Origin of the sequence: Vampirovibrio sp. (genome assembly GCF_041737375.1) — a bacterium.
Lineage (GTDB): Bacteria > Cyanobacteriota > Vampirovibrionia > Vampirovibrionales > Vampirovibrionaceae > Vampirovibrio.
Window position 1 is genome coordinate 160,776 of sequence record NZ_JBGSRV010000006.1, and the last position, 21,050, is coordinate 181,825.

The window sequence follows — 21,050 nt, forward strand, 5'->3', positions numbered from 1 at the left end:
AATGCGTTCTGTGTTACGGATTTCACTTAAAAATGCGTCTTAGGCGCCATAGAATGAAGCGTTCGGAGGGCAGGGTTTTATCGGTGTTTCTTAAGGTGTCAATCAGGGTGTTGGCTTCCAGTCGCAAGGGGGTGTTTTCTGTGGCTAACAGCACTTCGGGATAGTGGGCATTCAGCAGTAAAAGCACAATATGGCGGTCTTGTGAGAATTTTAAACGGCCAATAAACCCCAATTGATCCACCCCTTTGGGTTGAGCAATTTTTAAATTGGCCAACTGATTTTCAGCAGCGTTTGAGCGAAGGGGCTGGATTTTTAGCGAGATGGGGACCGAAAGGGGGCTAGCAATTGGCATGGTTGGGCCCGCCTGGGTGAGCAGGGTTTTGGCAAGCCGCCCCAAATCCTCGGTTAAATAAAAAGAACGCTGATCAGCTTGGCGAATGTCAATGAGGATGACCTGAGACTGGGTTTTCGGGTTCTCTAAAAAAGCGTAAAACCCAACCGCCTCATTGGATGTCGTATTCAATGCTTGAGACGAGGTGGCCTCATAAGGGGCGGGTAGGCCATTTGAAAAAATAGCATCCAGTGCGCTTTGATTCACCGGGCTGGATAAATCTGCCCAGCTGCTGGCAATAAGCGCTGCATGCATCAGCAGGCCGGTAAAGCCGAGGGTGAGGCATAATTTTTTCATAGTGCCTAATGTATCACATCTTTTTTGAACGATGCCACCCAGGGCAAGCACGGCTGGGGGCGTTCTGGAAACGGGGCCATAGGCCCGTTGTTTCTGTTTGTTTGGAGAAAGCGGGGCATTCCGTTAGAATCAAACGCAAGCCCACTCGATTATTCTCAACGAATGGATACTTTTACACGCGCTATTTTAATAAGGATGTAAGCATGACCGATTATACGTTTGATATGCCCAAAGTGGTAGACACCCTGAACCGCATTGTGGAAATGGAACTGGCGGGTGTGGTTCGCTACACGCACTATTCCTTTATGGTGTTTGGCCCTAACCGTATTCCCATTACCTCCTGGCTGCGCGATCAGGCCAGTGAGTCTCTGGTTCACGCTCAGGAAAGCGGTGAGTTGATTACTTACCTGGGAGAACACCCATCGCTGGGCATTGGACAGCTCCTGGAAACCCACAAGCACGATATTTTCAGCATTCTGGAAGAGTCTCTCATTCATGAGTCCCGCCAAATGCAGCTGTATCAGGATTTGCTGGATTTGGTAAAAGACAAATCGGTGATGTTTGAGGAGTTTGCCCGCCGCATGGTTGCCGAAGAGGAAACCCACATTGGCGAAGTTCGTAAAATGATGCGCAAGTAGAGCCTCCTCACTAAAAAATGCCACCCGCACCCGTCTCACTGGCGGGTGCTTTGGTTTAAAAGCGGCAGTGGCCATGGCATGCCAAACAACCCCTTGACAGCAAAGTGGCAGTCTCGGCTACTATATAGTAGAATTAAAATCAGTTTAAAAAATAAGTATGGATGATGATGCGTTTCCTGCAATCCCAACCGGCCAATTTAACACAGTGGTGGTGGCTTCGCCTAACTACTGGCCTGCCGTGCTGGGTTGATTGTCGTTAATCATCGTCATTCCTTCCCCACATTCCCAAGAGAGCAGGCCGCCGAGCCTGTTTTTGTGTTTTATTCCCATTTTTTAGTTTTCAAGTTTAAATTTTAAGCCATCGGAGTCCATTATGCCCCTGACCATAGAAAGTTATCTCTCGGATACGGAAACCCCGGTGTCACTCTTTCATCGGCTCAACCTGTCTTTTCCCCTCATGTTTTTATTTGAAAGCACCGATGGCGATAACCGGGTGGGCCGCTTTTCCATTTTGGGGCTGGATCCGGTGTTGAGCTTTCGGCTGAAAAACGGAACCGCCATGATCCAAAACCATCGGGATGGTACCGAGCGGCTGGAATCTTGTACCGATCCCATGGCCCGCTTAAAAGCCTTGCAGGCCGAAACGCTGCCTGATATCACCCCGCTGCCCGCCTCGTTTGCCGATCTGCCGTTAAGTTCCGGCTGGGTGGGTTATATGGGTTATGGCACCACTCAGTACTTTGAGCAGATTCCTCAGCCGGAACAGGATGTGCTGAACGTTCCTGATATTTACATGGCCCTGTATGATTCGGTGATTGTGTTTGATCATTTGTACCGTCGCATTCATGTCATTTCTCACCGGGCCGAATTGGGCGCTCAGGCCCTTTTAAGCACCATTCAAACCGCCTTGCATCGGGAAAAACATGAGTTGCGCTTGCTGGCCTTGCCCGATATATCGGATGAGCGGGTGTTTGATTCGGTGCAATACGCTACCCCCAAGCCTCGCTTTCTGGAAGCCATTCGACAAGCCAAACAATGGATTGTGGAAGGGCAGATTTTTCAAATTGTGCTGGCCCAGCGGTTCTCTCTACCGGTTCAATGCTCCACGCTGGATATTTATCGCACGGTCACTGCCATCAATCCCTCCCCCTATGCATATTACCTCAAGTTCCCAGAGTTTACCTATCTGGGTTCTTCCCCAGAAACGTTTATACGCAGCCGAAACGGTCAGGTGACCTTGAAAGCCTTAGCCGGCACCCGGCCCCGAGGCACTTGCGAGCAAAGCGATCGGGCCTTGACCGATGAACTAAAAGCCAGCCGTAAAGAAATGGCGGAACACCGGATGCTGGTGGATCTGGGTCGAAACGATATGGGCCGCATCTGTCAGCCGGGAAGTATTGCGGTGGGGGAAATCGCCCAAATTTTACGCTATACCCATGTCATGCATCTGGCCACTGAAATTCAGGGAACCTTAAAAGCGGGGTTAAATGGGTATGATGCCCTGAAATGTTGCTTTCCCCGTGGCACCGTGAGTGGGGCGCCTAAAATTCGGGCCCTGCAATTGCTGGCCAAACTGGAGCCAGAGCAGCGGGGTGTTTATTCCGGGATGGTGGGTTACATTGATGCCAATGGCAACGCGGATGGGGCCATCGCCATTCGTTCCGCCCTGATTCAGGATGGCATGGCCCATATTCACGCAGGCGCAGGCATTGTGCATCACTCGGAGCCTGAGGCGGAGTATGAAGAAACCCGAAATAAGGCAAAAAGCATGGTAAAAGCCATTCTGATGGCGGAAAGGATGAACGCCGATGTTAGCGCAACGCCCCGTGGTGATTATTGATAATTACGATTCGTTCAGTTACAACCTGTATCAGATGACACAGGTGGAAACTGAAGCCCCGGTAAAGATTTACCGGAATGATCAAATTGATTTTGCCACCTTGCTGGCCAAAAAGCCGCAACGGGTCATTTTATCTCCCGGCCCCGGAAACCCGGCCATTGCAGCCGATTTTGGGGTTTGCGCTGATATTATTCAAAATCAGGCGGCGCTGGATTGTCCGGTTTTGGGGGTGTGTCTGGGGCATCAGGGCATTGCGCATTATTTGGGTGGCCGGGTTATTGCGGCCCCGGAAATCGTGCATGGCGAGAGCCGTTCCATGCAATGCGTAAGCGATAGTGGGTTGTTTAAAGATGTCCCTACAGTGTTTGAGGCCATGCGCTATCATTCCCTGCTAGTGGATGAAAGCACCCTGCCGGAGGGGTTGGAAATTACGGTTCGAGATCTGGAAACTGCCATTCCTATGGCCATGCAGCATCGCACCCGGCCCATTTTTGGCATTCAGTTTCACCCCGAATCCATTGGCACCCCTTATGGCAAACAGATTCTAAGGAATTTCCTGAACCTATGCTAAACCGTCAGGAGCTTCGCCAGCTCATTCATCTGGAATATTCGGAAGCGGATACCTTGCATTGGCTGGGGCAATTAACGCCCGAGGCAATCACCCCCGCTTTATTTTCCGATGCGCTGGCTTGTCTGGAGGAAACCGTCTTGCCGGTTGCGCTTCCGGCGATGCCTGTGATGGATTGTTGTGGAACCGGTGGCAGTGGGCTGCCGCATTTTAATACCTCCACCACGGTGGCCTTTATTTTGGCGGCGGCGGGCGTGCCCGTCGTTAAATTTGGCAACCGGGGCTTGAGTAGCCTGAGCGGTAGTTTCGATTTGCTGGCCCAATTGGGCTTTTCAGCGCCACTGGATTTACGGCGAATTCCTGAAGGGCTGGCGCATTGTGGACTGGTTTTTCTATTTGCGCCGCAGTGCTATCCTCAGTTGGCCCCCTTTAATCAATTGCGCCGTCAGCTTAAAACCAGAACCCTGTTTAACTTTTTGGGGCCATTGTTAAATCCGGTGAAACCAGCTTATCGGTTGCTGGGCGTTTCTCATCCGCTTATGCAAACCCAAATGGCCCATTATTTGGCCAGCACCGGCGTTTGTCAGCGAGGCTGGATCGCTTGCGGGGAATCCGGGCTGGATGAGCTGGAAATTGCTGCTCCCACCCGTGTTTTTGAGATTCAAAAAACGCACTATCAGGAAATGACCATTCCGCCTTTTGTAATAGAAACTGAAACAGAAAATAATCCAGCTCTTCACCCTATCGGCCCACATAACCCGGTGGAGAATGAGGCCATTTTGATGCGCTTGTTTCAAAATCAGGATCAGCAATCTCCTTACTATCAAATGGTGTGTTTCAATGCGGGAGCGGGCCTGTTGATTGCCGGAAAGGCAAGTTCTCTGGCGGCGGGGGTGCAAGAGGCCAAAGCCTTGCTGCGGGGTGGAAAAGCGTTGGAAAAATTGAATGAATGCCGGAGGTTTTATGAATCGTTTTCCACCCGGTAAGGTACTGGATACCATTGTGGCCCACAAAATTCAGGAGGTGGCCGCACGCAAGGCCCAGCTTCCCTTGGCAGACTTTCTACCGCAGCTGCAGAAAATTACCTCTCAACCTTTGGAAACCGCCATTCGGCAATCGGCGGGTAAAAGCGCTTTTATTTTAGAAATCAAACCGGCCTCGCCCTCTGCGGGCCAATTGAAAGCTACTCTGGATTTAGATCCGTTACTGGCCCTGTACACGCAGTATGGGGCCGCCATTTCGGTACTAACCGATCAAACTTATTTTGGAGGGAGTTTGGGGTTACTGCAACAGGTGGCGAAGCAGGTTTCTTTGCCGACCTTGTGCAAGGATTTTGTGATGGATCCCTATCAGGTTTATGAAGCCCGAAAAGCAGGGGCCCAAGCGGTTTTACTGATTGTGAAAGCCCTCAGTGATTCGCAGTTGAGCCTGCTGAATCAGTTGATTTTGGACTGGGGCATGACCCCCTTGATTGAAGTGCAGGATGAAGCGGAAGTGGATCGGGCTTTGGCGGTGAACCCGTCGATTTTGCTCATTAATAACCGGGATCTGCAAACGCTGACCATGGATCTCTCCACCACCCATCGGTTGGCGCCCCGTATTCCAGATTCTGTTTTAAAAATTTCGGCCAGCGGCATGCAAACGCGGGAAGATATTTTGCGGCTTCAGGATTATTGCGATGGCTTTTTAATTGGCTCTACCCTCATGCGGGAGCCGACCCCCCTGGCGTTGGAAAAAAAGTTACAGGGCCTACTGACATGACCCCACCTGTGGTTAAAATTTGCGGAATTACCAATGTGTCCGATGCCATGGCCGCCATTCAAGCGGGTGCGGATTGGCTGGGCTTTATTTTTGTACCAGACACGCCCCGGTTTATTACCGTGGAAACTGCCCAGGCGATTCTGCAAGCGGTGCGATCCCAAAGTCCCCCAACACAATGTGTAGGGGTGTTTCAAAATGCCAGTGCGGAAACCATTCAAGCGCATTGGGCTGCCTTGGGGCTGGATCAAATTCAGTTGCACGGCGATGAAACGCCTGCCTTCTGCGAGCAATTACCCGCTCCGGTGATCAAAACCCTGTTGCTGCAACCACATTTATCTTTCTCAAATTTGAGCACCACCGCAATGGCTTACTTGCAAGCGAACAATGTGAAAACCCTACTGCTGGATTTACCCAAAAACAGTGCGGTGAAAGCGGTGGGAAGCTTGCCTGATGCTGTGGGCTTAAGGTCGTTTTTATCCACCTTTCCCAGTTTGTTGGCGGGGGGGGTAACGGCGGATAATCTCCAGAGCGTATTGGAGCAATTTCAGCCGGTGGGGGTGGATGTGGCCTCTGGGGTTGAACAAGCGCCCGGACAAAAAGATGTAGAAAAGATGAATCGTTTTTGCCAAATCATTCAAAATTTTAAATCGCAACCCAACCATGGAGATCCTTTGTCATGCAATCCCTAGGTTTTTTTGGCCCCTATGGGGGCATTTATGTACCAGAGCTGTTAATGCCAGCCCTGGAAGAACTGGAAGCCGCCTTTTTGAATATTCAAGATGATGCGGATTTTCTGGCGGAATATCAATCGTTGCTGAAGCATTATGCAGGTCGTCCTACACCGCTGTATGAGGCCAAAAATTTATCTAAATTGTATGGCGCGCGTGTTTTTTTAAAGCGGGAAGACTTGCTGCACGGGGGCGCTCATAAAACCAACAATGCCATTGGGCAAGCCTTGCTGGCAAAAGCCATGGGGAAAACCCGGCTGATTGCCGAAACCGGGGCTGGTCAACACGGTGTCGCCACGGCCATGGCCGGTGCCTTGCTGGGCATGAAAACCGAAGTGTACATGGGCGCCGTAGATATGGAGCGCCAGCAACCCAATGTATTTCGGATGCGGTTGTTGGGGGCCACGGTTCATGCGGTGGAAACCGGTTCCAAAACCTTGAAGGATGCCATTAATGAGGCCCTTCGAGATTGGGTCAGCAATTTGGGAGATACCTATTACCTCATTGGCACGGCTGCCGGGCCTCATCCTTACCCCACGCTGGTGCGCTTTTTTCAGCAGGTAATTGGAGAAGAAGCCCATCAGCAAATGCTGGCCCAGGCGGGTCGATTGCCGGATAAAGTAGTGGCCTGTGTGGGTGGGGGCTCCAATGCCATTGGTATTTTTCAGGGGTTTAGAAATACCTCGGCCCAATTGATTGGGGTGGAACCCGCTGGTTTGGGCTTGGAGACGCCTCATCACGGGGCGGTTTTGGCCAAGGGAACGCTTGGTTGTTTGCATGGCATGAAAAGTTTGGCGTTGCAGGATAGGGATGGTCAGGTTCATGAAACCTATAGTATGGCTGCCGGACTGGATTACCCGCTGGTTGGGCCGGAGCATGCCTATATGCAATCCACGGGGGAAGCCACTTATGTTTCCGCTACCGATGCCGAGGCACTGGCTGCTTTTCATACGCTGGCCAAAGCGGAAGGGATTTTGCCCGCTCTGGAAACCTGCCACGCATTGGCGTACGCTGAGGTGCTGGCCAAAACCATGTCTCCCGATCAAATTATTTTAATTAACTTGTCGGGTCGTGGGGATAAAGATCTGCATCAGGTAATGGCCCAACAGGAGAACGCTCATGTCCACGCTTAAACTGCAAAATCAGCAGCGTTATGAAAAACGATTCGCGCAATTAAAACAGGAAAACCGGCATGCCATGATTCCGTTTATTTTGTTAGGCTGGCCCAACCCGGAAGTTTGTTTGAGCATGATTGATGCCTTTATCGCAGGCGGGGCCAGCGCTTTGGAATTGGGGATTTCTTTCAGCGATCCGGTGGCGGATGGTCCACTCATTCAGCAAGCGGCCCGTGAAACCATGGATGCTGGCTTTGATGTGGATCAGGCGATTGTATTGATTCGAAAAATTCGGGAGAAACACCCGGAAACGCCCATCAGTTTACTGGTTTATTACAATTTGGTGTTGGCCCGTGGGGTGGAAAAATTTTGTAGCGATATCGCCGCCGCAGGCGTGGATGCGCTTTTAATTGCCGACTTGCCGGTGGAGTGCATCGCTGAAATCAAGCCTGCCATAGATGCTTGTGGCCTACAGCTCACTTCTTTAATTTCCACCCTCACTGATCAGAGCCGCTTGCCAAGCATTGTTGAACACTCAGGCGGGTTTTTATATGCCGTTTCCCGCTTGGGCGTAACGGGTGTGGAGGAACGCTATGATTCAGGTCTGGGCGAGTTGTTGAGCCGGGTTCGCGCTTACTCGGATTTACCGGTTTGTGTGGGCTTTGGTATTTCCCAGCGGACGCATGTGGAGGCCATGGTGAAGCTGGGAGCGGACGGCGTAATTGTAGGCTCTTCCGTGATGTCAAAAATTAAGGCCTTGGCCCCGGCGTATGCCACGGCGTCCATCGTGTCTTATATTCGGGATCTATCAGCGCCCGTTGTTTAGTGTCATAAAACAATTTACGCTAGGAAGCGGGCCAGTGTGTAACCAGCCCGCTTCCCAGTGGTTTGTGAGTGTTTTTTATTTACTGGCGGTTGACTGTTGGGGCCCAAAGGCGGAACCATTGACCTGATTGTTGTTATAAACCACATTGGTGCTGCCAGAGGTATAGCCAATGTATTTTTTATTGGCAATGTTGCTTAGCTTGTTACGGGTAATGGTTAACCCTGCAATATTGCCATTAACTTGGGCAATGGCTGGGTTGCCCGATGTGTTTGTGATGCCGTTGAAGGTATTGTTATCGAATTTTACGTTTCTTGCGTTTACCTTCACGCCGTTGGCATAAGGTTCTGTACTGAAACGTAATCCTTTTCCAGCGTTTGTTATCACGTTATCGGCAACGGTGTAGTTTTCACCCCAGTTGAAGGAACCGGTGGCATTGGTATTGTTATAAATATTCATGGCAAATTCTTGAATGTTCTGGAGCTGGTTGCCACGAATTTCGACGTTGTTATAGTTGTTGAGTTCAAGCCCATAATGACTGCCACCATTGATTCGGTTGTTCAGAATTTTAATGTCTTTGGCCCCAGCCGTTCTGCTTGCGAATTTAATGGAGCCTCTCAGGTTGTAGAACACGTTACTTTGCAGCAAGAAATTTTGAGTGCCGCCATGCAGGGTATCAGTGGTGGTGGTAGAGAGCTGGTAGATATTGTTAAACAAATTATTCAGCACTTGTGTATTGCGGCTGTTCACGCCCCGAATGGGATCCCGCTCATGGGTGGCTACCCGCAGGGCGCTGTTGCCGAAATTGAAAAATCCGTTATTTTTAATGACCACGGTATCGCAAGAACCGAAATAAATGCCCTGATCAGACCATACCGGGTCGCTGTTCTTGGTGTAATTCGTGGTGCCGTAAAACTGCATACCTGCCACGGATACATTTTTACTGTAGGTGATGTGCATTAAATATTCGCCGCCAGTGGCCGAATTCCAGCCGGGGTTTTTAATGAGCTGGGCTGGGCTGTTCAGGTTGGAGAGAAAATTAACGTTTTGCAGGTTGCGAACGGTTAACTGGTTGGTTACAAAGTACTTGCCCGGTGCCATGTTTACGGTCCATACCCGGCTTTTGTCTTTTAGGGTGGCCAAATAATTGAGGGCGTTTCTCAAGTCCGTGGTGGTGGCGCTAGGGGTGCTGCCGGGGGAAATGCCGATGCTTCTGGCGCCCGCGTCGAGCTGGTAAGCAAACGCGCTTTGCTGTACCAACACCAAACCGACCAGGCAGGCTAATGAAAGGCTGAGAGATTTTTTCATTGTTGACTCCATCATTGATAATTCGTTGCAAGGCCGGAAGAAGCTGACCCGCAAGCGAGAGGGGAGGGATCGTTAAGCTACAGATTACTGACAAACCCAGGTGAAAGTTAGATAAAGCCGAGCTTCCATCGACAGTAGGTCACTCATTCCAGTGCGAAAGTAAATGGGTTCTTTTGTTTTTATAATTGCTGGGGCAATGTGCTGTCAAACTCAGGCATGGAAATTATTTGGCGGGCAATGTGGTCAGATGGGGCTTCATTTCTGGGCTTAAGGCTATTTTATTTTTTTTGGGCTAAATACTTCAAATCAAGTAGAAAGTCTCTGCCCTATACGCAAACAGCGGAGGTTCCCAACTGGAAAAAATAATGGAATTTTTGCTGTATTTTAAAAATCCAATAGATTTCATGGCGATAACCTCGTTAAAATTTTAGGGATGTTATTTACCGTAGAAGTCTCTCAGGATAACTCCAAACGGTGTAGACCCCATGCGTTGAATTTTTTGGGCGGCCAGTGCCATATGGGAAGCTTCCGTTTCACCATTGGTCAGCAGTAGCAATCCATCCACATAACTGGCCAATATGGCGCAATCGGGTGCTTTTAAAATGGGGGGCGCGCTGATTAAAACCCAGTCATAATCCGTTTTCAGTACATTTAAAAGCACATCAAAACTTTTGGCGTTTAAAAATTCAAAGGTGCTATCCATAACCAGTCCCGCATTCAGGTATTCTAGCTGGGCATGGAGGCCTGAGGGGGTAACTGCTTCGTTGACCAGTTTCAAGACGTCTTGCACTTGTACATCGCTTTTACGATAAAGCAATTCGGAGACGCCATTAATCAGTTCGGGCAAACCCCGTTCGTAATCCAGGCTGTGATTGAAGGCTTCGTGCAGGCCCGGATGTCGGAAATCGGCATCAATCAACAATACTCGATCGCCCCCTTGAGCCAGACAAATGCCTAAATTCGCTAAAATAACGGCATGCCCTTTTTCGCCTAAAATTTGGGAAAAAACCAACGCGTTTTTTTGCAACGTATTTTTTCGCATTTTAAGATTGAAGGCTACATCCTGATAGGCTTGAATTGTCTTCGAATCGAGATCTGGATCGGTGATCTCCAGGCGGGCCCGGCTTCGATAGTAACGCCATTGCTCATGCGTTAGCCAGGGAATGGAACCGACAATTGGCAAGCCCAAATCCTGTTCGATGGATTCAGGACAAAGCCGCCGGTGCTTGGCCACTGCCTGACCCACCACGGCCACAGAACTTATAACCAGACCGGAAAGTGCCGCCAGTAAAATAACTTGCCAGCGTACCAGCCCCGTCGGCTTCTGAGGCAAATTGGGCGGGGCAACGACTATCAGATTTTGATGGGCCATGGCGCTGGGCGCCACGGGAGGGAGGATGACCTTTTGGGTATGAGTTGTTGGGTGCAGTTTTGGTTGTTGAGGGTGGGTTGTTAAAGCAAGGGTGGCATGGGATGTAGCGGGTTGATGGCTCGCCGGTTTTTGAATTTGATGATATTGCGCCCGCAGTGTTCCCAAACGAGAGCGTAAAGCGGTGGCCTCGGCATCGGCTAATACCAGTCGGCTTACCAGTTCTGTACGAACTCGATCTTTAATAACACCTGTGGCAGCAGAAGAAGATTGAGGCACATGCCCAATGGTTATAATTTGCTGGTCGGTAACTTGTGATTTCAGCGCCTCAATTTTACTTTGCAGCCGAATCATGTCCGGGTTGGTTGGGGCGTACACCAAGGCTTTGGCGCTGTAGTCCTTTTGTGAGTCATGGAGTTGATCTTGTAGCGTGTTCAGCCTGTGATCCTGGCCTTTGGCAACGGCCTGCATCATACTTTCTAAACTCGATTTCCCGATTTTTAACTGCTGGCGAATGCGTGTTGATTCCGCCTGTTTTTGCGCCAAATCCGCTTGCGTAATTTTAATTTGTGAATCCAGACTGCTCAGCTGTTGTGCTTGCCCATCCCGCTCAGCCGGGATTCCTAAATGATTGGACATGCTTTGAGCGGCTGTTATTTTTTGCTGAAGAGCCGCCAAAGCCATATCGGCCTCATGAGTTTGCTCGGCCAGCATGTTTGAGGGCTGCCCGCCTTCCTTTTTAAAAAGTGGGCCAGCTACCGTTACATAGGATTCCAGATACAAGCGGGCCAGCTTTTGAGCGCGCAACGGGGTATTGGCTTTGGCTGTCAGCGTGATAAAACCGGTTTCTGGCGTGCGCTTGGCACTCAAGACATTTCCAGAAAAATGGCTGATTTTAAGGCCCTTAAGTTCTGTTTTTTCTGTTTGAAGGCGTTGCGCCACCTGATTTAAAACCAGCTCGCTGTTGAGTAATTCTTCCTGATTTTTATAAGGGTTTAATACGGATCCAGTGGGCTGATCGCTTAAATCTAACATTATCTTGGCGGTTGACTGATAAGAGGCCTGAAAGCAAGCCCAGTGTAACAGGCCCGCTGCTATCGCTAATAGTAGGCTGGTTCCTGTAATCCAAAGCCAGTGCCGAGACAGGGCCTTTTGGGCAAAGGCCGCGTCAATTTTTGATTCGCTGTAATAGGCTTTGTGATCCGATAGCACAGCTTATCTCTTCCTTAACCTGAGTGTTGTAAAGTCAGCCAAGCGCTCCATCAATCCGCTACGACATACCCCTTTCATTTAAACGGTTTCCGGTGGATTCGGTATCGTATGGATGAAGGAATGTCTTAATAGTGGTGGATCACGCTTGCGCCTAACAGTCCAAAAAAGTAGGGTTGGGTCATGCTGCCCAGCAGGCGAAAGCCCCGCTCCAGCCAAGCGGCTTTGGAATCGGGAATATAAACCACGTCTCCCGGCATCAGCGCCATGTTGAATTGGTTGCGATTCACCACCCAGCGTTTAAACCCGTCTTTGGCATCTGGCCTTTGAATGATGATGGCATCCCGTTTGGACAAGCCCGGTACAAAGCCGCCCGCTTTGGCAATGGCGGCGTTTAAGGAGTTATGGGTGGGATCCATTTGAATTTCACCTTGCGCTTTGACGGCACCCAGCACAATCACTGGAAAGGTGTCTCTAAAATAGGTGGAATGGCTGAGTTGCCGGAACGTGATGGCATCCATGGGTGCTGTGGCTTCTGGAACCATCACCGTATCTTCTGGCAACAACCAGATATCTTTTCCGGTGCCGGTTAAAAAATCCTGCAGGTTAAATGTTTGTTGTTCACCGGTGGAGGTATGACGGATCTGAATATGGGCAATGTCGGCATTGGCCTTAACGCCGCCTGCTTTACCCAGAACGTTGCTGATGGTGGTTTCTATGCCTTGTTGCACCGTGCTGTTTTCCGGGGTGGGAATGGAGGTTGCCACCCGGTTAAACTGATAGGTGCCAGGATGTTGCACCGCCCCATTCACATAAATCATGGCGGGCCGCATCGATTCTACGTCAATGCCAATGCGGGGCTCCAGAAGATAAAGCTTGAACTCTTCGGTCAATAAGGTTTGTAATGCCTGAATGTCTGTGCCGGAAAGCTGATGCTCGCCAAAGGGGTGAATGGTGGCAAACCCATCGGGGCGAATCGTCACGCTTTGGTTGAACTGATCCAGATCCTGAATTTTGATGCCAATGCGATCGCCCGGCCCCAAGGTATAGCGTGAAGACTGATTGGCCACCCGGCCACGCACCAGACTGACGGGCAGCGTTACGCCGCCCAAATCCTGAATGCTCAGGTTGGCTGGTTGATCATTGGCTGCCATTGTAAATGGCATGGTTAACAGGCTGATGGTTAAGGACATGCCAGCCCAGAACCAGAAGCCATTCAGCTTTTTGGTCACAGTTTCTTTCTCCAATAGAAATGCCCTTCTAATGGGTATTATGAAACCCTGATTCCCGTCACCGATTCCCCCAGATTGAGGATTCCATTTTTGCGAATTGGCGGATTGAAAGCGTTATTTTGGAGAGGCAGCCCATTCATCGGTGCATCTCTCCAGTCATCCATGAAAAAACCCGCTACTGGTTTAGTCGTAGCGGGTTTTTTTAGAGGTTAAACAAGGGGTTGATGGGGTCTTAACTCAAAAAGTAACACTTGCGAATCCGGCTCCAGCCCGGTCACTCGTAGAGGGTCGCCGTGGTTGGAAAAGCCCAGCGCGTCTCCCGATTCCAGAATTTGATCCGCAATTTCGACAGCGCCCGTGGCCACATGCAACCAGTAACTCCGCTTGGCATCGAGGTCAAATCCGGCTTCTTGATCTCGATCCAGTTTGGCGAGATAGATGGCCGCATCTTGATGGATCAACACCGATTCCGGCGAAGGGTGGCGAGAGGCAATGGGTTGAAACTGCCCCGACTGGCTGAGGGAAAAGGCTTTTTGTTCGTAACCGGGTTGCAAGCCTTTGCTTTCTGGGGTAATCCAGATTTGAAGCAGGTGTACTTCTTCGGTGGCCGATGGGTTGAATTCACTGTGCAGCACGCCGGTGCCTGCGGTCATGCGCTGAATTTCCCCGGGTCGAATCATGGAGCCATTACCCAGATTATCCTTATGCTCCAGCTCGCCTTTGAGTACCACGGTGACGATTTCCATATCCCGGTGTCCGTGGGTGGAAAATCCCCCACCGGGCTTGACCCGATCGTCATTAATGACCCGCAAGTCACTAAAATTCATGAACCGAGGCTCATAATAATCCCCGAAGGAAAAGGTGTGGAAGCTTTCCAACCAGTCAATCCGGGTATGGCCCCGTTCATGGCGGTTGCGATAAAGGGTGGTGGTGGTTGCGTTCATGGGAGGCGTCTCCAGTCTTTTTTTGAGTTTAGAGGGTGGCCTATCTTACGTTAGGCCGCCTGTTTGGCGGTTTGCGACTGGCGAGAGAATGTTCTTAGCAGCCAGTAATCCACTGAAAATTTACCGGGACTGTTCAGCAGAAACAGCAATGAACCTGCCAGATACACGCTTGCCAATTCGCTGGAACCGGTCTGAGCGCCAGTGGCCACAAAAGGATCGCCGCCGGGAATATGAACCAGACCCAGCGCACCAATCATGGTGCCAAACAGCAGCAGGCTGGCTAGCGGGGTTAGCAGACCTAAAATCAGGGCGATGCCGCCCAACAGCTCGGAATAAGCGGCGACTGCCTGCAAAATGCCGGGGAGGGCATCACCCATCCAGCCAAAGGCGTTTTGGGCTTTGGGCAAGCCGTGAAAAATGAAAGCCGCCCCCATCACCACCCGAAAGCCTAACAGGCCCAGCGATGGTAGGGTTTTGGTTTGAAAATAAGGGCTAATATTCATGGGTATCTCCTTTATGAGGTTTTAATGGGTTTATAAAAGACCATTGGCTTGCTTGCCCAATTTTTTAAGCAGGTTAATCAGTAAAGTTTTTTCATCTTGATCCAGCCCACGGGTGGCTTGCTCTAGCGCTTCCACGTGTTTTTTAAAAAAGCGCTCAATTAAATCCTGCCCAGCTTCGGTCAGGTTCACCAGCCGAATGCGGCGATCGGTTGCGGATGCTTGGCGCTGAACCAGTCCACGTTTTTCTAGCCGATCAATGGCGGTGGTGATGGAGCCGCTGGTGAGCTGAACTTTTTCGCCAATTAAATGAATGGGCATTGCGCCTTTGTGCAATAGGGCTTCTAGCGTGGCAAAGTCTGAAAAACAAAGCCCTGAGGATTCAATGCTTTTTAAGTCATGCGCAGTAATGGCCTGCGTGGCTTTTCGCATCACCGTCCACAGGTGAGCGCTTAGGTAAGGCTCAATTTCAGGGTTGTAGGGCGTTGACATGGTGACTGCGCTATTCGTATTTAACTTGATATCAAGATACTTTATTTCAAGCCAAATAACAACCCCCAAGCGGGCCTATTTTTGAAGCGGATTCTCTACTTTAATTTCCCCGCAAAGCAGATAATATTCTCTCGGATTACCTGTTTATCGGGGATGTCCGGGTAGGCTTTCAGCGCCGCCTCAATGGCGTTGGCGGGTTGGCCCAAGCCCTCATAGCACAGGCTTAAATAGTGGTAAGGTTTCCAGCTGTAATCTTCTTCCACAATCAGGCCCGCATCAGGTTTTTGGCAGGTGGTGGCGGCGTTTAGCAGTGGAATGGCTATGTTAAAATCCTGATGGCGGTAATGAATGATCCCGAGGTTTAATAATGCTTCCGCCCTGCTGCCATTGATTTGGATGGCTTGATAGCCCAGACTCAATGCCTCTGGATAACGATGCAGCTCCATACAGCACAGCATGGCCAAATGCAGGGCCTGATATTGGCTGATTGGCTCGGTTTGGTTCAGGCGCAGGTGTTGTTGAAAGGCTTCAATGGCTTCCTCGGGGCGGTTGTGTTGCCGGAGTTCCTTGCCATAGTAATACCAGTTTCTTGGAGATTGATCGCCTTGTTCAATCAATCGCATCAACATTTTCAGGTTGCGATCACTGGAACGTTCCACGTACTGGGCGGGTTTGTGGTGCTCTACGGCAATATCCAGCCGGTTCAGTACTCTGGCCTCATCCGGCAATACAAACGCTTCATGAATGGGAAACTGCCAGCTGCCTCCCGCCGCGCGTCTCAGCAGGCGTTCTCTTGGCATGGAAATCAGGCATTCCCCCTGCCCGTCAAACGCAATTTGATAGCTGCAAATCACGGCGTCAATCTCTGCGTTCAGGCCACTGTGTTTTAAATCCAGCAGTTTTTGCTGATGGCTCTCGTTAATCAGGTCATCGGCATCCAGCCAAAGAATCCAGTCGCTAGAGCAGTGCGAAAAGGCATGGTTTCTGGCGGCGGCAAAGTCGTCAATCCATTCAAAACAAAACACCCTGGCCCCGAAAGATTCGGCCAGTGCTTGGGTGCCATCGGTAGAGCCGGTGTCTACAATCACCAGTTCATCGCATAAGTGCTTCACCTGAGACAGAATGCGCCCCAGCACTTGCGCTTCATTTTTAACAATCATCGCCAGAGACAGGGAAACCGGCATAAAGAAACCTTTCCATGAGTGGTGTCTCTTAGCTTAAAAAATTGTACACCCTTCGGTAACCCTTGAATGGTGTAAATAAAAACGCTAGCGGGCGTTCCGAAAGTTAGAGCTGCGGAGTCCCGCTACTGGACTGTGGGTTATTTCTGTTGCCACTTTGGCGCGATCAGAGCGGCTTTTTTCCAAGGCTATATTTAAGTCCAAATGCTTTTGCACCATGGCTTGAAATGCCTCAGGCACCTGAGCGAAATCTTCGTAGGGAATTTTAAGCAAAAAGGCGGCCTTTTGTAGCGCTCCGCTCTCGGATCCCGCCAGGTAGTAAAACCCTTGCCAAATCTGCTGCAACACAAATTCGTTTTCTTGCAGACATTGATGACAGTGATCAAAAATAGTGGCCTTGAAAATTTTGCCGCATTGGCCGCAGTTTTTGATTTTTTCCGAGGTGGTATGCTGCATGCGAGACTGCTGCAAACAGAAGTTGAACATTTGCTTGATGAAATTCCAGGCCTCTTGTTCGGTATTGAACAGGTAAGGGGCTTTGTTTTCGCCTTGCCAGCCCGGTTTGAGCAGCTGTTTGTTTTCCCCGTTTTCCATTAACAGGGCAACGCTCCAGCCTTCCCCCAGTCTCACAACATTGAGGGGAAACGGTTTTTTGGATTCTGCTTTATCGTCTGACGGTTGCACTTCGCTCATAAATCGCTTTCAAGCTTATTACCCTACCAATGCCCGCATCATGCTTTTATGAAACAGGCTTTGGCCTTTCGATGCAAAACGTTTACAAAGTATTTTGGAAGCCGCTTTAGGAACTGGGTTTTTGAAAGGGATGCCGCGCTTGTGTCTATGTGCGTCCTGTTATAGCCTTAAAAGGTGTTAACGCTATCATTAGGAAGTAATTGTGATGCATATTATTGTAGATTTATGCGTAGTGCCATTGGGGGTAGGGGTTTCGGTTTCGCCGTATATTGTGGCTTGCGAAAAGATTTTGAAAGCGGCTGGCCTGAAAACAAACCTGCATGCTTACGGCACCAATATTGAAGGCGAATGGGACACTGTTTTTGCAGCCATTAAACAATGCCATGAAACCATTCACGCCATGGGCGCCCCCCGAATCACTACCACCATTAAACTGGGGTCCCGAACCGATCGGCTGCAAACCATGGAAGATAAAATTCGCAGCGTACAAGAAAAGCAGTAAAATTGGCGGCCTGATTTTCTGTGGCGTGATTTTCTTTTTGGGCTTGCTTTCAGGATTTGAAAACAGGGTCTTTAAAAGCCTGTCGGCCACTACTACACTGGTGTAAGATAGAGCTATGAAAAAAAGCTGGCTAATTATAGGGTGTTTGGCACTGGCCTTATTGGCTGCCGTGTGGTGGCTGCGTGGGCAAGAAGCGCTGGTGCCTGCCATCCAGCTGCATCGAGAGGATGTAACTGCCACCCTGACGGTGACCGGTGAAGTGCGTGGGGATACCACCGTTAGTTTTAGCCCGCCCGTCACCGCTAAAATTACCCGAATTTTAGTGGATGAGGGTGATCGGGTGCAAAAAGGGCAGTTGCTGGCCCAGTTGGAAAATCGGGAAACCAGAGCCAAAGCGCAACAGGCTCAGGCCCAGGTGAAACAGGCTAGGCAAGCGTATGCCAATGTGGCGCAAGGAACCCGTCCCGAACAGGTGTTATATCAGGAGCAACGATACGCCGAATCTACCCAAAGGGTTGAGCAGGCAGCCGCTGCGTTGGCAGTGGCAAAGGCGCAAGCCGTGGATGCGGGCAAGAATGCCCAGCGCTTTCAGCAGCTGTTCAAGCAGGAGTTGGTGAGTACTCAGGAGTATGAGGCGGCTCAACTGCAGCGGACCGTCAGTCAAAAAACGGTGGAGCAGCGTCAGGCGGATGTGGTTGCTGTTAAGCGGCAACAATCACAAGTAGCCGCCCAATTGCAGGAAGCACGCAATGGCCCCACCCGTCCCCAGTTGGGCGAAGCCCGAGAAGGGGTAACTGTGGCTCAAGACAACGCCAATGCCGTTTTGGCCCAGTTAAACGATTATAAAATGGTCAGCTCGATTTCAGGGGTGGTTTTGGAGCGTTTTAAAGATCCCGGCGATTTGGGGCGGCCAGGGGACGCCATTTTAAAAATCGTCAATCCAGAAACCCTGGAAGTGGTTTGCTCCGTTGAGGAAAAAGATTTGGCCAAGGTGCGGGTTGGGGATTTAGCCTATGTGGTTCTGGATGCTTTGCCGGATGTCGGTCTACAGGGCAAAGTCCGCAGGGTGGGCAGTCAGGTAAACCCGGATAATGGTACGGTGGAAGCTCGGGTGATTTTGTTGCCCTCGGCGTGGAGCAAGCTTAAAACGGTCGGGTTTTTACCGGGCATGACCGCTGATGTGAACGTGATTACGGGTCACTTGAAGCAAGCACTGGTTATTCCTGCTGCTGCCGTTAAAAATGAGAATGGGCGCTGGTTTGTTTATTTGTTACGGGAAAAGCGCTTTGTGAAACAGTTTGTGCAGGGGGAGCGCATTTCCATTGAGAATTTTCGGGTGGCGCAGGGCTTGAAGGAAGGGGATTGGATCGCTGCTTTGGCCAATGAAAAATTGCTGGAAAAGCGGAACGTCAAGCCCGTCAAAGCCACCGAGCAATCCGCTGCCCCTCCGGTGAGTCGATAGAACGAAAGGTTGTTCATGGCTGGTCTGTTTACCCATCAATTGCCGGTGGAGTTGTATCTGGCCAAGCGGTATGTGTCCGCTAACCCGAAACAATCCCTGATTATTATGTTGGCCGTGGGTATTGGGGTGGCGTTAATTGTATTTATTCCTTCCATTAACCTCAGTTTTTTTCAATATTTTCTGGATAAAACTGTGCAAAATTCGGCGCACATCAACCTGACCCGAGAGCTGGACACCATGCCTCGCAATCAGGTTTTGCTCAAGCAGGCGTTAAGCGCTCAGGGCGAAACGGGGCGCATTCTTTTTTCGGATCAAACCAGTACCCGCCGTCGCAATATCAACGCTTATAAACGGTTGTTATCCGAGTTGGAAAAATTTCCGGGCATCCTTGCGGTGGCCCCCAGCGTACGGGATCAGGTTATTGTGGTAAAAGGCAGTCAAAATCAGGCGGCCACCCTGCAAGGCATTATGCCTGCCCTGGAAAATCAGGTCAATCAACTGGAAACCGATGTGGTAGAAGGCAATTTGATGGCCATGGGCCCTAACGATGTTTTTTTAGGCAGCGCTTTGGCCGAGGAATTGAATGCCGGGGTTGGCGATCGGGTGCAACTGATTACCCCTTACGGCAGCCGGAGTTACAAGGTGGCTGGCCTCATTAAATCCGGGGTTTACCAGCAGGATTTAACCAAGGTTTTGCAACCGTTGGAATCGGCGCAAAATTTACTGGATTTGGATAATGAAATTACCAATGTCAGCATTAAAATCACCGACATTTATCAGGCAGAAAACATGGCCCGTCAGCTGGCTGATTTGTATCAGTTAAAAGCCCGCAGCTGGATGGAAGACAACAAGATTTTTCTGGATCAGATTAATAATTTTCGCATTATTATTGCGGTCATTAACTTTTTAATTGTGTTTGCCGCTGCCACCAGTATTACCAGTATTTTAATTATGGTGGTCGCTTCCAAATCCAGAGAAATCGGAATTTTAAAGGCAATGGGGGCCTCTCCGCAAGTGATTATGCGCTTATTTATCGCTCAAGGCATCGGGTTAAGCATTATGGGCACCATGGCCGGTTTTGTGGGGGCTTATGGGTTGATTACTTTATATAACGTAAGTCCCTTGGCCAAAGGGGAAACCATTTTGGGCATTGAACGACCACCCACCGTCATGAATTTGGAGTACGCCTTGCTGGCTCTGGTTTACGCTTTAATTAGCAGTGTGCTGGCCAGCTTGTTTCCGGCCTGGAGGGCTAGCCGTCTGGATCCTGTAGAAGCAATTAATCAATAGGGCTTTATGGCAGAACCTGTTTTATTGCGAATTGAAAAATTGAGTCGTGTTTACGGCGATGTTCAACCTGTTTATGCTTTAAAAGAGGTCAGTTTAACCATTCAGCAAGGCGAGTTTTTAAGCGTGGTGGGGCCCAGTGGATCTGGAAAAAGTACGTTTATGAACGTGATTGGGTTACTGGATAAACCATCCAGCGGTTCTCTGAAATATCTGGATGAAGAGACGGCGGATTGGTCCGAGCAGCGCCGTTCCCGCTTTCGAAATCAGGAGATGGGCTTTATTTTTCAGGCCCATATGTTATTACCTGAGTTTACGGCTTTGGAAAACGTGATGATGCCTTTGCGGATTGGAAAAAATTTAAATGCGAAAAGCAAAGCCAAGGCTCAGGAATTGCTGATACGCATTGGCTTGGGGGACCGCATCCACCATCGTCCGGGGCAATTGTCGGGTGGGCAAAATCAGCGGGTGGCCATTGCCAGAGCCTTGGTAAACCGTCCTAAAATTGTGTTTGCCGATGAGCCAACCGGGGCGCTGGATTCACAAACCAGCTTGGCGGTGTATGAGTTGATGCGTGAAATCCATCAGGATGAGCAAGTGACCTTTGTGATTGTGACCCATGAACAGGCCCTTTCCGGTAAAACCGATCGCGTGGTTCACTTGCTGGACGGCACCATTCAGTCCGATGCGCTTCAGGTTTGATTATTCTA

General features: G+C 50.1%; 21 protein-coding genes. 12 read left to right on the forward strand and 9 right to left on the reverse strand.

Features of this window, described 5'->3' with window-relative positions:
- Window positions 1–22 precede the first annotated feature (22 nt).
- Window positions 23–688, reverse strand: a complete 666-nt coding sequence (locus ACEW81_RS03160) for a hypothetical protein (protein ID WP_373531515.1) — start codon at window positions 686–688, stop codon at window positions 23–25.
- Window positions 689–891: 203 nt separating this feature from the next.
- On the opposite strand from ACEW81_RS03160, the gene ACEW81_RS03165 reads away from it, so the two are divergent.
- From ACEW81_RS03165 to trpA, 8 genes are all read left to right on the forward strand, one after another.
- Entirely contained in the window at window positions 892–1,326 is a 435-nt protein-coding gene (locus ACEW81_RS03165) for a ferritin-like domain-containing protein (RefSeq protein ID WP_373531516.1), read from the forward strand.
- A gap of 373 nt (window positions 1,327–1,699) precedes the next feature.
- Window positions 1,700–3,166, forward strand: coding sequence for an anthranilate synthase component I family protein (locus ACEW81_RS03170; RefSeq protein WP_373531517.1), 1,467 nt, complete (start codon window positions 1,700–1,702; stop codon window positions 3,164–3,166).
- A complete protein-coding gene (locus tag ACEW81_RS03175) occupies window positions 3,135–3,737 on the forward strand; it encodes an anthranilate synthase component II (protein ID WP_373531518.1) in 603 nt (200 codons plus the stop codon). The genes ACEW81_RS03170 and ACEW81_RS03175 overlap by 32 nt, the downstream gene beginning before the upstream one ends.
- Complete coding sequence (gene trpD / locus ACEW81_RS03180) at window positions 3,731–4,720, forward strand: anthranilate phosphoribosyltransferase (protein ID WP_373531519.1); 990 nt, start codon at window positions 3,731–3,733, stop codon at window positions 4,718–4,720. The genes ACEW81_RS03175 and trpD overlap by 7 nt, the downstream gene beginning before the upstream one ends.
- Complete coding sequence (locus tag ACEW81_RS03185; RefSeq protein ID WP_373531520.1) at window positions 4,698–5,495, forward strand: indole-3-glycerol phosphate synthase TrpC; 798 nt, start codon at window positions 4,698–4,700, stop codon at window positions 5,493–5,495. Before trpD ends, ACEW81_RS03185 begins: the two co-directional genes overlap by 23 nt.
- A complete protein-coding gene (locus ACEW81_RS03190) occupies window positions 5,492–6,184 on the forward strand; it encodes a phosphoribosylanthranilate isomerase (RefSeq protein ID WP_373531521.1) in 693 nt (230 codons plus the stop codon). The genes ACEW81_RS03185 and ACEW81_RS03190 overlap by 4 nt, the downstream gene beginning before the upstream one ends.
- Window positions 6,172–7,356: a tryptophan synthase subunit beta gene (trpB, locus tag ACEW81_RS03195; protein WP_373531522.1), complete on the forward strand. Its 1,185-nt coding sequence runs from the start codon at window positions 6,172–6,174 to the stop codon at window positions 7,354–7,356. Before ACEW81_RS03190 ends, trpB begins: the two co-directional genes overlap by 13 nt.
- Window positions 7,343–8,164, forward strand: coding sequence for a tryptophan synthase subunit alpha (trpA, locus tag ACEW81_RS03200; RefSeq protein WP_373531523.1), 822 nt, complete (start codon window positions 7,343–7,345; stop codon window positions 8,162–8,164). Before trpB ends, trpA begins: the two co-directional genes overlap by 14 nt.
- Before the next feature lie 75 nt (window positions 8,165–8,239).
- Here trpA and ACEW81_RS03205 read toward each other — a convergent pair whose 3' ends face one another.
- The 8 genes from ACEW81_RS03205 to ACEW81_RS03240 form a co-directional block, all read right to left on the reverse strand.
- Window positions 8,240–9,469, reverse strand: coding sequence for a right-handed parallel beta-helix repeat-containing protein (locus ACEW81_RS03205; RefSeq protein ID WP_373531524.1), 1,230 nt, complete (start codon window positions 9,467–9,469; stop codon window positions 8,240–8,242).
- A 436-nt stretch (window positions 9,470–9,905) separates the two neighbouring features.
- On the reverse strand, window positions 9,906–12,050 hold the full coding sequence (locus ACEW81_RS03210; protein WP_373531525.1) for a GumC family protein: 2,145 nt from the start codon (window positions 12,048–12,050) through the stop codon (window positions 9,906–9,908).
- A gap of 125 nt (window positions 12,051–12,175) precedes the next feature.
- Window positions 12,176–13,279 (reverse strand): polysaccharide biosynthesis/export family protein, encoded by a 1,104-nt coding sequence (locus ACEW81_RS03215; RefSeq protein WP_373531526.1) that lies wholly within the window; start codon window positions 13,277–13,279, stop codon window positions 12,176–12,178.
- 209 nt (window positions 13,280–13,488) lie between these two features.
- Window positions 13,489–14,223: a pirin family protein gene (locus ACEW81_RS03220; RefSeq protein WP_373531527.1), complete on the reverse strand. Its 735-nt coding sequence runs from the start codon at window positions 14,221–14,223 to the stop codon at window positions 13,489–13,491.
- A gap of 50 nt (window positions 14,224–14,273) precedes the next feature.
- Window positions 14,274–14,726, reverse strand: coding sequence for a DoxX family protein (locus ACEW81_RS03225; RefSeq protein WP_373531528.1), 453 nt, complete (start codon window positions 14,724–14,726; stop codon window positions 14,274–14,276).
- A gap of 30 nt (window positions 14,727–14,756) precedes the next feature.
- Complete coding sequence (locus ACEW81_RS03230; RefSeq protein ID WP_373531529.1) at window positions 14,757–15,215, reverse strand: MarR family winged helix-turn-helix transcriptional regulator; 459 nt, start codon at window positions 15,213–15,215, stop codon at window positions 14,757–14,759.
- Between the two features lie 95 nt (window positions 15,216–15,310).
- Entirely contained in the window at window positions 15,311–16,399 is a 1,089-nt protein-coding gene (locus ACEW81_RS03235) for a glycosyltransferase (protein ID WP_373531530.1), read from the reverse strand.
- Between the two features lie 84 nt (window positions 16,400–16,483).
- Window positions 16,484–17,089: a hypothetical protein gene (locus ACEW81_RS03240; protein WP_373531531.1), complete on the reverse strand. Its 606-nt coding sequence runs from the start codon at window positions 17,087–17,089 to the stop codon at window positions 16,484–16,486.
- Window positions 17,090–17,294: 205 nt separating this feature from the next.
- On the opposite strand from ACEW81_RS03240, the gene ACEW81_RS03245 reads away from it, so the two are divergent.
- The 4 genes from ACEW81_RS03245 (at window position 17,295) to ACEW81_RS03260 (ending at window position 21,042) form a co-directional block, all read left to right on the forward strand.
- On the forward strand, window positions 17,295–17,591 hold the full coding sequence (locus ACEW81_RS03245) for an MTH1187 family thiamine-binding protein (RefSeq protein WP_373531532.1): 297 nt from the start codon (window positions 17,295–17,297) through the stop codon (window positions 17,589–17,591).
- A gap of 115 nt (window positions 17,592–17,706) precedes the next feature.
- The gene (locus ACEW81_RS03250) at window positions 17,707–19,053 is read left to right on the forward strand and encodes an efflux RND transporter periplasmic adaptor subunit (RefSeq protein WP_373531533.1); all 1,347 of its coding nucleotides are present in this window, start codon (window positions 17,707–17,709) and stop codon (window positions 19,051–19,053) included.
- A gap of 15 nt (window positions 19,054–19,068) precedes the next feature.
- Window positions 19,069–20,343, forward strand: coding sequence for an ABC transporter permease (locus ACEW81_RS03255; protein WP_373531534.1), 1,275 nt, complete (start codon window positions 19,069–19,071; stop codon window positions 20,341–20,343).
- Window positions 20,344–20,349: 6 nt separating this feature from the next.
- Window positions 20,350–21,042: an ABC transporter ATP-binding protein gene (locus tag ACEW81_RS03260; protein ID WP_373531535.1), complete on the forward strand. Its 693-nt coding sequence runs from the start codon at window positions 20,350–20,352 to the stop codon at window positions 21,040–21,042.
- Window positions 21,043–21,050 lie beyond the last annotated feature (8 nt).

Excerpts from the sequence above, each read along its gene's own strand:
- ACEW81_RS03175 (WP_373531518.1), top strand. The coding sequence starts at position 3,135 with ATGTTAGCGCAACGCCCCGTGGTGATTATTGATAATTACGATTCGTTC.
- ACEW81_RS03260 (WP_373531535.1), top strand. The coding sequence starts at position 20,350 with ATGGCAGAACCTGTTTTATTGCGAATTGAAAAATTGAGTCGTGTTTAC.
- ACEW81_RS03235 (WP_373531530.1), bottom strand. The coding sequence starts at position 16,399 with ATGCCGGTTTCCCTGTCTCTGGCGATGATTGTTAAAAATGAAGCGCAA.
- trpB (WP_373531522.1), top strand. The coding sequence starts at position 6,172 with ATGCAATCCCTAGGTTTTTTTGGCCCCTATGGGGGCATTTATGTACCA.
- ACEW81_RS03185 (WP_373531520.1), top strand. The coding sequence starts at position 4,698 with ATGAATCGTTTTCCACCCGGTAAGGTACTGGATACCATTGTGGCCCAC.
- ACEW81_RS03250 (WP_373531533.1), top strand. The coding sequence starts at position 17,707 with ATGAAAAAAAGCTGGCTAATTATAGGGTGTTTGGCACTGGCCTTATTG.
- ACEW81_RS03170 (WP_373531517.1), top strand. The coding sequence starts at position 1,700 with ATGCCCCTGACCATAGAAAGTTATCTCTCGGATACGGAAACCCCGGTG.
- trpA (WP_373531523.1), top strand. The coding sequence starts at position 7,343 with ATGTCCACGCTTAAACTGCAAAATCAGCAGCGTTATGAAAAACGATTC.
- ACEW81_RS03220 (WP_373531527.1), bottom strand. The coding sequence starts at position 14,223 with ATGAACGCAACCACCACCACCCTTTATCGCAACCGCCATGAACGGGGC.
- ACEW81_RS03255 (WP_373531534.1), top strand. The coding sequence starts at position 19,069 with ATGGCTGGTCTGTTTACCCATCAATTGCCGGTGGAGTTGTATCTGGCC.
- ACEW81_RS03225 (WP_373531528.1), bottom strand. The coding sequence starts at position 14,726 with ATGAATATTAGCCCTTATTTTCAAACCAAAACCCTACCATCGCTGGGC.
- ACEW81_RS03240 (WP_373531531.1), bottom strand. The coding sequence starts at position 17,089 with ATGAGCGAAGTGCAACCGTCAGACGATAAAGCAGAATCCAAAAAACCG.
- ACEW81_RS03165 (WP_373531516.1), top strand. The coding sequence starts at position 892 with ATGACCGATTATACGTTTGATATGCCCAAAGTGGTAGACACCCTGAAC.
- ACEW81_RS03230 (WP_373531529.1), bottom strand. The coding sequence starts at position 15,215 with ATGTCAACGCCCTACAACCCTGAAATTGAGCCTTACCTAAGCGCTCAC.
- ACEW81_RS03245 (WP_373531532.1), top strand. The coding sequence starts at position 17,295 with ATGCATATTATTGTAGATTTATGCGTAGTGCCATTGGGGGTAGGGGTT.
- ACEW81_RS03160 (WP_373531515.1), bottom strand. The coding sequence starts at position 688 with ATGAAAAAATTATGCCTCACCCTCGGCTTTACCGGCCTGCTGATGCAT.
- ACEW81_RS03190 (WP_373531521.1), top strand. The coding sequence starts at position 5,492 with ATGACCCCACCTGTGGTTAAAATTTGCGGAATTACCAATGTGTCCGAT.
- ACEW81_RS03205 (WP_373531524.1), bottom strand. The coding sequence starts at position 9,469 with ATGAAAAAATCTCTCAGCCTTTCATTAGCCTGCCTGGTCGGTTTGGTG.
- trpD (WP_373531519.1), top strand. The coding sequence starts at position 3,731 with ATGCTAAACCGTCAGGAGCTTCGCCAGCTCATTCATCTGGAATATTCG.